The following is a 12,021-nucleotide window of genomic DNA, read 5'->3' as shown; positions in this document are numbered from 1 at the left end:
AATATTTCGACAAATGGCTGAATCGTCGCAGTGAATCATGAACCGAGAGCGACATTTTCCGTCGAATTCGCCGATGCTGACCTAAAGCGTTCAGCACCGCGCAAACTACGTGCCGGTGAGGTGCTCCGGCCGGACCGGGACCCGGGTCAGCGCGAGCCCGGTCGCCTGCCGGATGGCGGCGACGATGGCCGGGGTCGAAGAGATCGTCGGCGGTTCCCCGACCCCCCGCAAGCCGTAGGGCGCGTGCGGGTCGGCGCGCTCCAGCACGTCGATCGTCATCGGCGGCATGTCCAGCACGGTCGGGATCAGGTAGTCGGTGAACGACGGATTGCGGATCCGCCCGTGCGCGATCTGGATCTCCTCCATCACCGCGAGCCCGAGCCCCTGCGCGGAGCCGCCCTGGATCTGGCCGAGCACGGCCTGCGGATTCAGCGCCTTCCCCACGTCCTGCGCGCAGTCCAGCGCGACGACCTTGATCAGCCCGAGTTCGGTGTCGACGTCGACGACCGCGCGGTGCGCGGCGAACGCGTACTGGACGTGTGCGTCGCCCTGTCCGGTTTCCGGGTCGACCGCGGTGGTGGGACGGTGCCGCCACTCCACGGTCTCGTCGAAGGCCACTCCGGAAAGCACGTCGGGCAGATCCGCCACCACGCGTCCGCCCGCGGCCACCACCTTCCCGCCCACGATCCGGAGTTTTCCCGCCGCCCCCAGGGTTTCGGCCACCGCGCCGAGCACGGTCAGGCACGCGGCCCGCACCGCGCCGCCGGTGACGTAGGTCTGCCGGGACGCCGAGGTCGAGCCGCCGCTGCCGATCGAGGTGTCCATCGGCAGGATCGTCACCCGCTCGACGCCGAGTTCGGTCCGCACGATCTGCTGCATGACCGTGACGAGCCCCTGGCCGACCTCGGCCGCGGCGGTGTGCACGGTCGCGGCCGGTTCCCCGCCGACGAGCTCCAGCCGCACCCGCGCGGTCGAGTAGTCGTCGAATCCCTCGGAGAAGCAGACGTTCTTGATGCCCACCGCGTAACCGACCCCGCGCACGACACCCTCACCGTGGGTCGTGTTCGAGACGCCGCCGGGCATCCGCCGCAGATCGAAGTCACCCGGCGCGGCGGGCATCGGCATGGCGCGCACGCGTTCCAGCAGTTCGGCGACCGGCGCGGCCGAGTCGACGACCTGCCCGGTCGGCATGACCGAACCCTCGGTCATCGCATTGCGGAGGCGGAGTTCGACCGGGTCCAGCCCGCAGGCCGCGGCCAGTCTGTCCATTTGGGACTCGTAGCCGAACGCCGCCTGCACCGCGCCGAACCCGCGCATCGCGCCACACGGCGGGTTGTTCGTGTACACGCCCCAGCAGTCGACCGCGACATTGTCCACTGTGTACGGTCCGATGCCGAGCGTCGCCGCGTTCGCCACCACCGCGCCGGTCGAGGACGCGTACGCGCCGCCGTCGAGGTAGAACCGCGCCTTGACGTACACCAGGCGCCCGTCGCGATCCGCGCCGTGCTCGTAGTACAGCTTCGCCGGATGGCGGTGCACGTGACCGTAGAAGGATTCCTCACGGTTGTAGACCATCTTGACCGGCTTGCCGGTGTGCAGTGCCAGCAGGCAGGCGTGCACCTGCATCGACAGGTCTTCCCTGCCCCCGAACGCGCCGCCGACGCCGCCGAGCGTCAGCCGCACCTTCTCCACCGGCAGGCCCAGCGCCGCGACGATCTGCTGCTGGTCCACGTGCAGCCACTGCGTCGCCACGTAAAGGTCGACGCCGCCTTCGATGTCCGGCACGGCGAGCCCCGATTCCGGGCCGAGGAACGCCTGGTCCTGCATGCCGACCTCGTACACACCGGACACCACGACCTCGGCCCGCGCCTCCGCGTCCCCGCGCCGGATCTTCATGTGCCGCACCACGTTCCCGCCGTCGTGCAGCCACGCGCCCTCGCCGGCGGCGGCGGATTCGGCGTCGGTCACCGGCTCCAGCTCGGCGTAGGTCACGGTGATCCGCCCGAGCGCGCGGCGCGCGGTCTCCGGGTGATCGGCGGCGACGAGCGCGACCGGTTCGCCCTGATAACGCACCACCTCGTCGGCGAGTACCGGCTGATCGGCGTGTTCGAGGCCGTAGCGGTTGAGGCCGGGGACGTCCTCGTGCGTCAGCACGGCGTAAACCCCAGGTACGGCAAGGGCTTCCGCGATGTCGATGCCGGTGACGCGCGCGTACGGGTGCGGGCTGCGCAGGGTCGCGCCCCACAGCATGTCCTCGTGCCACAGGTCGGACGCGTAGGCGAACTCGCCACGGACCTTGCCGACACCGTCCGGCCGCCGCGGGCTGGCGCCGACGCCGGTCGTGGTCCCGGCCGCGGTCTCCGTGCTCGTCATCGTCGATCCCGCAGCCGCGCGCCCGCCGCGGCGAGGTCGCGGGCGATCGCCGGTTCCTCGGCGTGGTCGAGCAGGCCGTCGGTCACCACCGGGCGCCCGCCGACGTACAGCAGCCGCACCGGCGGCGTCGTGCCCAGCACCAGCGCGGCGACCGGGTCCTCGATGCCCGCGTAGTGCAGCCCGTTCAGGTCCCACACCGCGAGGTCGGCGAGCTTGCCCGGTTCGATCGAGCCGAGTTCGCTCTCCCGGCCGAGACAGCGGGCGCCGCCCATCGTGCCCATCCACAGCGCTTCACGCGTACTCAGCGCACGAGGGCCACCACGTTGCCGTGCCTGCAGAAGCGCCTGGTGCAGTTCCTCCCCCAGGCCCCCGGACTCGTTGGACGCCGCGCCGTCGGCGCCGAGCCCGACCGCCACCCCGGCATCGAGCAGTTCGCGGACCGGCGCGATCCCGGCGCCGATGCGCCCGTTCGAGGTCGGGCAGTGCCCCGCGCCGGTGCCGGTCGCGCCGAGCCGCCGGACGGCCTCCGGCGCGAGGTGGATGGTGTGCGCGAACCAGACGTCCTCGCCGAGCCAGCCGAGCTTGTCGACGTACTCGGCGGGCGTGTGACCGGTCTCGGCGAGGCACTGCCGTTCCTCGTCGACGGTTTCCGCGAGGTGTGTGTGCAGCCGGACTCCCTTGCGGCGGGCCAGCTCCGCGGCGCCGGTCATCAGCGCTTCGGTGACGGTGAACGGGGAGCACGGGCCCGCGGCGATCCGGACGTGCGCGTTCGGCGAGGTGTCGTGGAAGCGGTCGATGGCCTCCTCGGTGCCGAGCAGCGCGGCCTCGGTGTCCTCGACGAGGTTGTCCGGCGGCAGCCCGCCCTGAGACTCGCCGCGATCCATCGACCCACGCACGACGTGCAGCCGGACGCCGATCCGCTCGCGCGCGGAGACCAGCGCTTCGACCTGGTCGCCCGCGTCGCGCGGGAAGACGTAGTGGTGGTCGGCGACGGTGGTGCAGCCGGTGGTGGCCAGCCGCGCGAGCCCGGCGGTGGCCGCGGCGTGCGTGATCCCGGCGTCGAGCCGGCTCCACACCGGGTAGAGCGCGACAAGCCACTCGTACAGCGTGTGGTCGGCGGCCATCCCGCGCGTGGCCCACTGGTAGAGGTGGTGATGGGTGTTGACCAGGCCGGGCGTGACCAGGCAGCCGGTGGCGTCGACGCGCCGGTCGGCCCCGGGCGGGCCCGCGCCCGCCCCGACCGCGGTGATCCGCTCGTCGTCGAGTACGACGTGGCCACGGTCGTACTCGGGCCCGGAGACCGTGGCGATCGCGGCGTTCTCGATGACCGTCCTCATGCGACACTCCCCTTCACCGTGAGCCGCGCCACGTCATCGATCCAGTAGACGACAGGAGCGAGCCCGGCGCCAACGGGCCGAACCCACAAAACCCGGCCCGAGCTGGGCGGCTTTCTTGTGCTTTCCTCCAACCCGGGGACGGTCACGGTCTCTGAAGGCCACCTTCAGGGCATGAGAGTCCCTCAAGGTGGCCTTCAGAGACCGCCACGTCCGACGCAGCCCGACGCTCAGGTGAGGCGGCGGGCGTGGCGATCCAGTTCGGCGCGGCCGAACGGCAGCTCCGGCTCCCCCAGCGCGCCACAGTCCAGGCCACGCAGGAGATACGACGCCAGTGCCTGCGCGGTCGCGGGCTCGTCGAGCACCCCGCTGTCGGCCTTCGCCGTGTAGTCCTGAAGCCGTTTCACCGCTTCAGGAAAGCCCTCGCGGAAGAACGCGTACGTCGCCGCGTAGCGCGTCGGCAGCTGATGCGGATGCAGGTCCCAGCCCTGGTAGAACCCGCGTTCCAGGGACCGCCGCACCAACCTCAGGTGTTCCGCCCACGCGGCGGGCAGCGCGTCGCCGACCGGCAGGCGGTTGGTCGAGCCGTCGGACAGGCGCACCCCGGTCCCGGCGGCCGAGACCTGCATGACCTGCTTGGCGAAGTCCGCCGCCGGATGGTCCATGCTCTGGTACGCGGCGCTGATCCCGAGCCCGGCGCTGTAGTCGTAGGTCCCGTAGTGCAGCCCGCTACACCGGCCCGACGCCGCGCGGATGATCCGCGCCACCGACACCGAGCCATCGAAGTCCACAATGGACTGCGACGTCTCGATCTGGACCTCGAAACGCAGCGTGCCCTCGGCGAGGCCGTACGCGGATTCCAGGCTCGCCATGACGTCCGCGGCGACCGAGACCTGGTCGACCGCGGTCACCTTCGGCAGCGTGACCACGAAACCGGGCGGCAGCGGCCCGTGCTCCAGCAGGCCGGCCAGGAACAGGTCCAGCGTCCGGATCCCGCGCCGTCGCGTCGCGGCCTCGAAGCTCTTGAAGCGGATGCCGACGAACGGTGTCCCGCCGGTGGTGGCCAGCGTCTGTCCGGCCGCGAGCGCAGCCGCGTCCTCGACGTCGTCGGGCACCCGGCCGTAGCCGTCCTCGAAGTCGATCCGCAGGTCCTCGATCGGCTCGGTGAGCAGCTTCTCCCGCACCCGGTCGGCGATGTCCGGGGCCAGGCCGAGCAGTTCGCCCTGTTCGACGAACACCCGCATGGCCCGCTTGCCCCAGTCGGCGACCAGCCGGGCACGGTAGGCCGACGCCGGGACGTACACCGTGTGGACCGGCTGACGTCCCGGAGCCGCACCGGGGTACTCCGCCGCGACGCGCGCGTCGGCCGTGGCCAAGCGCGCGTCGGCGGCGGCGTAGACGTCTTCGGGAAGACGTCCGGGCACTACTTGATCCGCTCGTAGGCGGGCAGGGTGAGGAAGTCCGGGAACTCGTCGGCCAGCGCGACCTGCTCGAACAGCTCCACCGCCGGGTCGAGCAGCTCGGGCTTGAGCTCGGCGGTCAGCTCGCCGCGGACCTCGGCCACCACGCCGCGGACCAGCTCACGGGTCACCACGTCGCCACTGTCCAAAGTGGTCCCGTTCTTGACCCACTGCCACACCTGCGAGCGCGAGATCTCCGCGGTCGCGGCGTCCTCCATCAGGTTGTGGATGGCCGCCGCGCCGTTCCCGCCGAGCCACGAGGCGAGGTAGCGAATGCCGACGTCCACCGCGGCACGCAGGCCACCGGCGGTCGCGGCACCGGGCGTCGAGGCGACGTCCAGCAGCTGTTCGGCGGTGACGCTGACCTCGTCGCGGGTGCGGTCGAGCTGGTTCGGCTTCTCGCCGAGGACGTTGTCGAACTCCTCGCGGCACAGCGAAACCATGCCCGGGTGCGCGACCCAGGAGCCGTCGAAACCGTCCCCGGCCTCGCGCGCCTTGTCGTCGTGGACCTTCTTGAACGCGCCCTCGTTGACCGCCGGGTCCTTGCTCGGAATGAACGCGGCCATTCCGCCGATCGCGAACGCGCCGCGCTTGTGGCAGGTGCGCACCAGCAGCTCGGTGTAGGCACGCATGAACGGCGCGGTCATGGTGACCGAGTTGCGGTCCGGCAGCACGAACTTCTCGCCCGCGTCACGGAAGTACTTGATCACGCTGAACAGGTAGTCCCAGCGGCCGGCGTTGAGGCCGGAGGCGTGCTCGCGCAGTTCGTAGAGGATCTCCTCCATCTCGAACGCGGCCGGGATGGTCTCGATCAGCACGGTCGCGCGGACGGTGCCGTGTTCGATGCCCAGCGCCTTCTCGGCGTGGGTGAACACGTCGTTCCACAGCCGCGCTTCGAGGTGGCTTTCCATCTTCGGGAGGTAGAAGTACGGGCCCTTGCCGCGTTTGAGAAGCTCAGCGGCGTTGTGGAAGAAGTGGAGACCGAAGTCGACGAGCGCGCCGACACCCTGACGTCCGCCGAAGGACAGGCCCCGTTCGTCGAGGTGCCAGCCACGCGGGCGGACGACGATGGTGGCGTGCTCGACGTCCGGCTTCAGCTCGTAGTGCTTGCCGTTCGCGTCGAGGGTGATCGTGCCGCGGACGGCGTCGGCGAGGTTGACCTGGCCGGACACCACGTTGGCCCAGTGCGGCGTGTTCGCGTCCTCCAGGTCGGCGAGCCACACCTTGGCGCCGGAGTTCAGCGCGTTGATCGTCATCTTGCGCTCGGTCGGGCCGGTGATCTCGACCCGCCGGTCCCGCAACGCGGGCGGCGCGCCGGCGACCTGCCAGTCACCCTCGCGGATCTCCTTGGTCTCGGGCAGGAAGTCGAGCTTGCCGGTGGTCCTGGCCTCCTCGCGCCGCTTGCCCCGCGCCACCAGCAGCTCGTCGCGGCGGGCGGCGAAGGCGTCGTGCAGGCCGGCGAGGAACGCCAGCGCCTCCGGCGTCAGGATCTCCTCACCACGCTCGACCGGATCACCGAGCACCTGGACTTCAGACATGCGAAACACCCCGGATCGTGAAGAAAGACGTCCATACGGTTTTTACATCTCGGACTATAGTTTCTGCATAGCGGAAGCTCAACGTGAACGTTAGGAGAGCCACCCGTGGTAGCGAAAGACGGCGGCGTCCAGTCCCTGCAACGCGCGTTCGACCTGCTCGAACACCTCGCGGACACCGGCGGCGAAGCGAGCCTGTCCGAGCTCGCGACGCTGTCCGGGCTGCCGATGCCGACCATCCACCGGCTCATCCGCACCCTGGTCGACCTCGGCTACGTCCGCCAGAACACGAACCGGCGCTACGCGCTGGGCGCCCGCCTGATCCGGCTCGGCGAGAACGCCAGCATGCAGTTCGGCACCTGGGCCCGGCCGCTGCTGGCCGAGCTGGTCGAGGAGGTCGGCGAGACGGCGAACCTCGCGGTCCTCGAACGCGACGAAGTCGTCTACGTCTCGCAGGTCCCGTCGAAGCACTCGATGCGGATGTTCACCGAGGTCGGCAGGCGGCTGCTGCCGCACGGCACCGGTGTCGGCAAGGCGATGCTCGCCCAGCTGCCCGCCGAGGACGTCGCCGAGCTGCTCTCCCGCACCGGCATGCCCGCCTACACCGAGCACACGTTCACCGACCCCGAGGCACTTCAGCGCGAGCTGGAGAAAATCGCCCAACAGGGTTACGCGCTCGACGAAGCCGAACAGGAACTGGGCGTCCGCTGCGTCGCGGTCGCCGTGCCCGGCGCGCCGGTACCCGCCGCGCTCTCGGTGTCCGGCCCGTCCGGACGGCTCACCACGGAGGCGGTGGCCCACATCGCGCCCGCGGTCCAGCGCGTCGCGCAGACGCTGGGCGCCCACCTCGACACGGGTGCGTAACGGTCCGTGGGGGCCTCCTTGAGGGACTCTAGGTCCCTCAAGGAGGCCCCCACGGACCGATGCGCGCTTCAGCTGGCGGTGCGGAGGGCGTGCAGGGCCTGGGTGCCGGACTCGAGGAGCAGTTCGAGGCCGCGTTCGGTGGTGTCGAACTGGAATCCGTCGGACGTCCCGCCGAGCGAGAACTCGACCACGTCGCCACACAGCCGGTACTCGATACCGCATTCGTCGATCCGGACCCAGGTGGCGATTTCCACTCCGCACCGTGCCATGTCGTGCTCCTCTTTCGGGTAATTACCTTGCTGATACTTTGCCGTGCAGGTTCCCTACCTGCGAGGTTCAGGTTAGGGTGCGCACAAGAATTTGTCTCGCACCTGAAAGGGTGAAGTCATGGCACAGGGTCAGCTCCGCACCGCCGAGCGCATCCAGATCGGCGCGACGCTCAAGCGCATGCGGACCGAGGCGAAGGTCAGCCGGGAGGCCGCCGCCGAGGCGCTCGGCCGCACCGCGACCACCGTGGGCAACATCGAGCAGGGCCGGACCAAGGTCAGCCACGGCGATCTCACCGCGCTGCTGCGGCTCTACGGCATGCCCGAGGACCAGACCGCGGATCTCCTGGCGGTCAACCGCGAGGCACACCGGAAGGTCGAGCGGGTCACCGGCGGCGGGGACATCCAGCCGCACCAGCGCCGCGCCGCCGATCTGATCAAGGCCGCCCGGAGTATTCGCTACTACTGCCCCGAAGCGTTCCACGGCGTGTTGCAGTCGGAGGAATATGCCCGCGCGATCATGGCCCCGACCGGTCATCTCACCAAGGAAATGGAGACCCGGCTGCGGTTCAGGCTGGATCAAGCCGACGCCCTGACTCGTGACGAGCAGCCACTTGAAATATGGGCCGTGATCGGCGAGGCAGCGCTGCACAAAAACGTTGGCGGCAAAGAGGTTCGGCGCCACCAGCTCCAACACGTCGCCCGGCTTTGCCGCGAGCTTCCGAATGTCACCGTGCAGGTGCTCCCGCTCGACACGCGCGAGCACTACCTCGTCGGCGCCACGGTGACCATCTACAAGTTCGACGACCGGATCGACGAGATCGCCAGCGTGGACACGACACTGGGAGACCAGTTCTTCGATCGGGATTCGGCGGTCTCCGAGGCGATCATGAAGTTCGATGACGTCCGGCTCAAGGCTCTCGATCCGCTGACAAGCCTCGATATGCTGGAGGAGTTCAGCACCCGCTAGTGAATCGAGTCCCCCCGATGCCGCTGCAGCCCAACGTATGGACCAAGTACTCCGACAACGGCAGCACCTGTGTCGAAGTCCTGCTTACGGAGAGCGAGGTGCTGGTGCGAAACTCTCTCCGCCCCGACGCGGGGACCGTCTCCTTCACCCACGCCGAATGGCACTCCCACACCCAGGGACAGAAGCTGGGCGTCTTCGATCTCCCCGCCGACCTCACGTAGTCACCGAACGGAGTCCCCCATGTCCCTGCGGCCCAACCTGTGGACCAAGTACTCCGCCAACGGCAGCAGCTGTGTTGAGGTCCTGCTCACCGAGAACGAAGTCCTCGTCCGCAACTCACTCCGCCCCGACGCGGGCACCGTCTCCTTCACCCACGCCGAATGGGATTCCCATACCCAGGGCCACAAACTCGGCGTTTTCGACCTCCCCCGGTGACTCCGCGCCTGCGTCACGCCGAAGCGTGACGCAGGCCGAAAGCCTCACACCCCGGCGACGCCCAGTTCGCCCGGCGGAGCCAGGCCGAGCTGCTCGCAGAAACCGGCGTGCAGGTCGAGAATCTGGCTCAGCGGCGCGGGTTTGCGCGTGGTGGCGGCCAGGTCCTCCTGTGCCTCCTGCGACCACAGGAACGGGTACACGGTGATGCCGTCCCGCGGGCCGAGCCCGGCCACCTCGGCGCGCCAGGACGGCCACAGCAGCTCGCTGTAGTGCTCCGCGGAGCCGCCGTCCAGCAGCCAGGTCAGCCACTGGCTGTGGCCCATCTCCAGATCTTCCCAGCTCAGACTGGCCGGCGAGAAGTACACGACGCCGCCCGGCGGACCCGGCCTGCCGTGCCGCTCGGGCTCCATCCCGTTCAGCACGAACACCCCGCCGAGCACGTCGTGCGCGATGATCAGGCCCTCCGACGGCTGCCAGCCCGGCTCGACCGTCGCGGGGAAGCCGTTGACCTCGGCCATACCGGGCAGTCCGGCCGGACCGCCACCGGAGCCGCCGTAGATCCGCAGCCATCCGTCGTGCACCAGGATGCCACCACTGTTCAGCGTGATCGCGCCCAGTGGCGACCGCGCGGTCACCTGGAGCTGGTGCAGTGTCGCCCGGCACCGTTCCGGATCCGGCGGCAGCACGGTGTGCGCGGTGAAACTGCCGGCGAACGCGTCGATCAGCACTGGCCACGACGGATGGGGCACGTCGACCAGCTCGGTAATGTCTCTCACGGCTTCGCTTTCCTGACTCGGCACGTCTCGAAGGGGCCACGCCGACCGGCTGTCCACAATGGATCGTCCGGCGCCGCCCCGTTTAGCGGCAGAACCTAGTCCCGCGGCCCGATCCGGGTCCCGCTTCGTGCCCGTCGGGATCGGTCATCCTGCCCCTTCTGACCACCTATTCCGTAACACTGAGCGATCATTCGCGTACCCACCGATGCCGGTTGGGCTCGGCGCGTCGGTTAGTCTGTATGCCATGGCCAGTCTCGAAGACCTCGAAGCCCGCGTCGTCTCCCTGGAGCAGCAGGTTGCCCACATCCGGCAGGACGCCGCAGCCGCACGCGTACTCGCCGGGGCGGCCGATCGCGACGTATCCGAGTTCCGGCAGACTCTCAACGGTCACATCAGCGTGTTGAACGCCGTGCGCGAAACGCAGCTCGAACAAGGCCAGCGGCTCGAAAATCTTGAGCGCAAGGTGGACGAGGGGTTCACCAAGGTCAATCTGGGCATGAACCAGATCACCGTCCTGCTCCAGAGCGCCATCGACCAGCGCCCTGCGGACTAGTCACACCCAGTAGGAGACCCGCGAACGGTAGTTGCGCAGCACGAGCAGCGCGAGCGCCCAGCCCACGACCGTCACTCCCCCGGCCACCGCCCAATGCGTCCAGCTCTGCGCCTGCCCCACCAGCGGCGCGCGGACGATCTCCACGAAGTGATAGACCGGGTTGAGCTGCAACACCTGCACCGCGACCGCACCGAAACCGCTGCCGCCGGACTGCATCGAGCGCACCTGGTCCATCGGCCACATGATCGGCGTCGCGTAGAAGAGCATCGTGATGAAGCTCTGGATCACCGGCGGGATGTCCCGGAACCGGGTCGCGACCACGCCGAACAGCAGCACCACCCAGGTCCCGTTGAGCACCACCAGCGCCAGCGCGGGCAGGGCGAGCAGCATGGACCAGCCGAGGCCGGGATGCAGCAACGCGCCGGGCCGGTCGATGACGTGGTACGGGTGGTTCAGGCTGCCGAGGAAGATCAGCAGCACGAGCACGTAGACGACCAGGTTGTGCGCGAGGTAGAGCGCCTGCCGCCACACCGTGCGGAACGCGTAGACCGACACCGGCGCGGGCAGCTGCTTGATCAGGCCCTCATTCGCGATGAACGTCTCGGAGCCCTCGACGATGCAGCCGTTGATGAAGCTCCACAGGATCAACCCGGTGGTGATGCTCGGCAGCAGGGTGGAGATCGACGTGCCGAACAACGCCGCGTTGACGAGTCCCAGCGCGAGGGCCGTCACCGCCATGCCGATGCTGATCCAGAGCGGCCCGATGGTCGAGCGCCGGTAACGCTGCTTGATGTCCTGCCACGCCAGGTTCGCCCACAGCTCCCGGGCACGTAGGCCGGCCTTCAGATCGGTGAAGGCGCGGCGAAAGCTTTTGGGCGGGTCAAGCGCCGGGCCAGGGACGTCGGCGAGCGCGGTCGGGGCGGACACCCCACCGAACCTACCGGCGATCCGGTGAACTGCCCACCGGGGCGGCTACCCGGTGCCGGTCAGCTCGTCGGCGAGCAGGTCCATCAACAGGCCGTCGTGCCAGGTGCCGTCGGCGCCGCGCTCGTACTGGCGCAGCACGCCGACCGGGCGGAACCCGAGCGCGCTCTGCACGACGCCGACCGTCCCGCCGTCGAACTCGATGGCAGAGACGGTGACCTCCTCGTCCCCGTCGTGGTCCGCGAGGAGCGAGTCGGTTTCCCGGTCGGGATCGCCCCACCACCGGGAAACCTCAGGCGTGGCAAGGATTTCCCGGACGCGGGAGCGGTCGGCGGTGGTGAGCGGGCGCAGGCACACCAGGTCACCGTGCACTGTGGTCATGACTGTCCTCTCAGGTCGGTGTGCGGGATTTCGGACGGCACACCGGCGCGGAGGAGCGCGGGCGGGGTGGGCTCAACCGGGCATGACGGAATTGTGCCCGATCGCGGGGCAATTCGTCATCCGGTTTCCGAAAGCGTCCGTGCGGGCGAA

Annotated in this window: 13 protein-coding genes; 5 read left to right on the top strand and 8 right to left on the bottom strand. The window is 69.5% G+C overall.

Translation table 11 applies throughout. The features are described 5' to 3' along the window. Positions 1–105: 105 nt before the first annotated feature. From pucD to aceB, 4 genes are all read right to left on the bottom strand, one after another. On the bottom strand, positions 106–2,373 hold the full coding sequence (pucD, locus tag ABD987_RS09755) for a xanthine dehydrogenase subunit D (protein WP_345389357.1): 2,268 nt from the start codon (positions 2,371–2,373) through the stop codon (positions 106–108). Beyond that, the gene (locus ABD987_RS09750; RefSeq protein WP_345389355.1) at positions 2,370–3,710 is read right to left on the bottom strand and encodes an 8-oxoguanine deaminase; all 1,341 of its coding nucleotides are present in this window, start codon (positions 3,708–3,710) and stop codon (positions 2,370–2,372) included. Before ABD987_RS09750 ends, pucD begins: the two co-directional genes overlap by 4 nt. A 227-nt stretch (positions 3,711–3,937) precedes the next feature. Then, entirely contained in the window at positions 3,938–5,131 is a 1,194-nt protein-coding gene (locus ABD987_RS09745) for a DUF6986 family protein (protein WP_345389353.1), read from the bottom strand. After that, positions 5,131–6,705, bottom strand: a complete 1,575-nt coding sequence (aceB, locus tag ABD987_RS09740) for a malate synthase A (RefSeq protein WP_345389351.1) — start codon at positions 6,703–6,705, stop codon at positions 5,131–5,133. Before aceB ends, ABD987_RS09745 begins: the two co-directional genes overlap by 1 nt. A gap of 105 nt (positions 6,706–6,810) precedes the next feature. Here aceB and ABD987_RS09735 point away from each other — a divergent pair, with 105 nt between their 5' ends. Continuing rightward, positions 6,811–7,566: an IclR family transcriptional regulator gene (locus ABD987_RS09735; protein WP_345389348.1), complete on the top strand. Its 756-nt coding sequence runs from the start codon at positions 6,811–6,813 to the stop codon at positions 7,564–7,566. 68 nt (positions 7,567–7,634) lie between these two features. Here ABD987_RS09735 and ABD987_RS09730 read toward each other — a convergent pair whose 3' ends face one another. Further along, positions 7,635–7,835 (bottom strand): hypothetical protein, encoded by a 201-nt coding sequence (locus tag ABD987_RS09730; protein WP_345389346.1) that lies wholly within the window; start codon positions 7,833–7,835, stop codon positions 7,635–7,637. Positions 7,836–7,953: 118 nt separating this feature from the next. Here ABD987_RS09730 and ABD987_RS09725 point away from each other — a divergent pair, with 118 nt between their 5' ends. From ABD987_RS09725 to ABD987_RS09715, 3 genes are read left to right on the top strand one after another with little or no spacing between them, the layout of a single operon-like run. Next, positions 7,954–8,802 carry a helix-turn-helix domain-containing protein gene (locus ABD987_RS09725; RefSeq protein ID WP_345389344.1) on the top strand — a complete coding sequence of 283 codons (849 nt, stop codon included), beginning with the start codon at positions 7,954–7,956 and terminating at the stop codon, positions 8,800–8,802. Between the two features lie 17 nt (positions 8,803–8,819). Next, positions 8,820–9,023: a DUF397 domain-containing protein gene (locus ABD987_RS09720; protein WP_345389342.1), complete on the top strand. Its 204-nt coding sequence runs from the start codon at positions 8,820–8,822 to the stop codon at positions 9,021–9,023. 19 nt (positions 9,024–9,042) lie between these two features. Continuing rightward, a complete protein-coding gene (locus ABD987_RS09715; RefSeq protein ID WP_345389340.1) occupies positions 9,043–9,237 on the top strand; it encodes a DUF397 domain-containing protein in 195 nt (64 codons plus the stop codon). 44 nt (positions 9,238–9,281) lie between these two features. On the opposite strand, the gene ABD987_RS09710 is transcribed toward ABD987_RS09715, so the two are convergent. Further along, on the bottom strand, positions 9,282–10,013 hold the full coding sequence (locus tag ABD987_RS09710; RefSeq protein ID WP_345389338.1) for a DUF2625 family protein: 732 nt from the start codon (positions 10,011–10,013) through the stop codon (positions 9,282–9,284). Between the two features lie 244 nt (positions 10,014–10,257). Between ABD987_RS09710 and ABD987_RS09705 the strand changes: the two genes are divergently transcribed. Further along, the gene (locus ABD987_RS09705; RefSeq protein WP_345389336.1) at positions 10,258–10,566 is read left to right on the top strand and encodes a hypothetical protein; all 309 of its coding nucleotides are present in this window, start codon (positions 10,258–10,260) and stop codon (positions 10,564–10,566) included. On the opposite strand, the gene wzm is transcribed toward ABD987_RS09705, so the two are convergent. Beyond that, the gene (gene wzm / locus ABD987_RS09700) at positions 10,567–11,493 is read right to left on the bottom strand and encodes a galactan export ABC transporter permease subunit Wzm/RfbD (protein ID WP_345389334.1); all 927 of its coding nucleotides are present in this window, start codon (positions 11,491–11,493) and stop codon (positions 10,567–10,569) included. It lies immediately after the preceding gene. A 45-nt stretch (positions 11,494–11,538) separates the two neighbouring features. Continuing rightward, positions 11,539–11,871, bottom strand: coding sequence for a GNAT family N-acetyltransferase (locus tag ABD987_RS09695; protein ID WP_345389332.1), 333 nt, complete (start codon positions 11,869–11,871; stop codon positions 11,539–11,541). Positions 11,872–12,021 lie beyond the last annotated feature (150 nt).

Source organism: Amycolatopsis samaneae (assembly GCF_039541975.1).
GTDB lineage: Bacteria > Actinomycetota > Actinomycetes > Mycobacteriales > Pseudonocardiaceae > Amycolatopsis > Amycolatopsis samaneae.
Note: the sequence above shows the minus strand (reverse complement) of the source record. Positions and strands in the feature narration are given on the sequence as shown.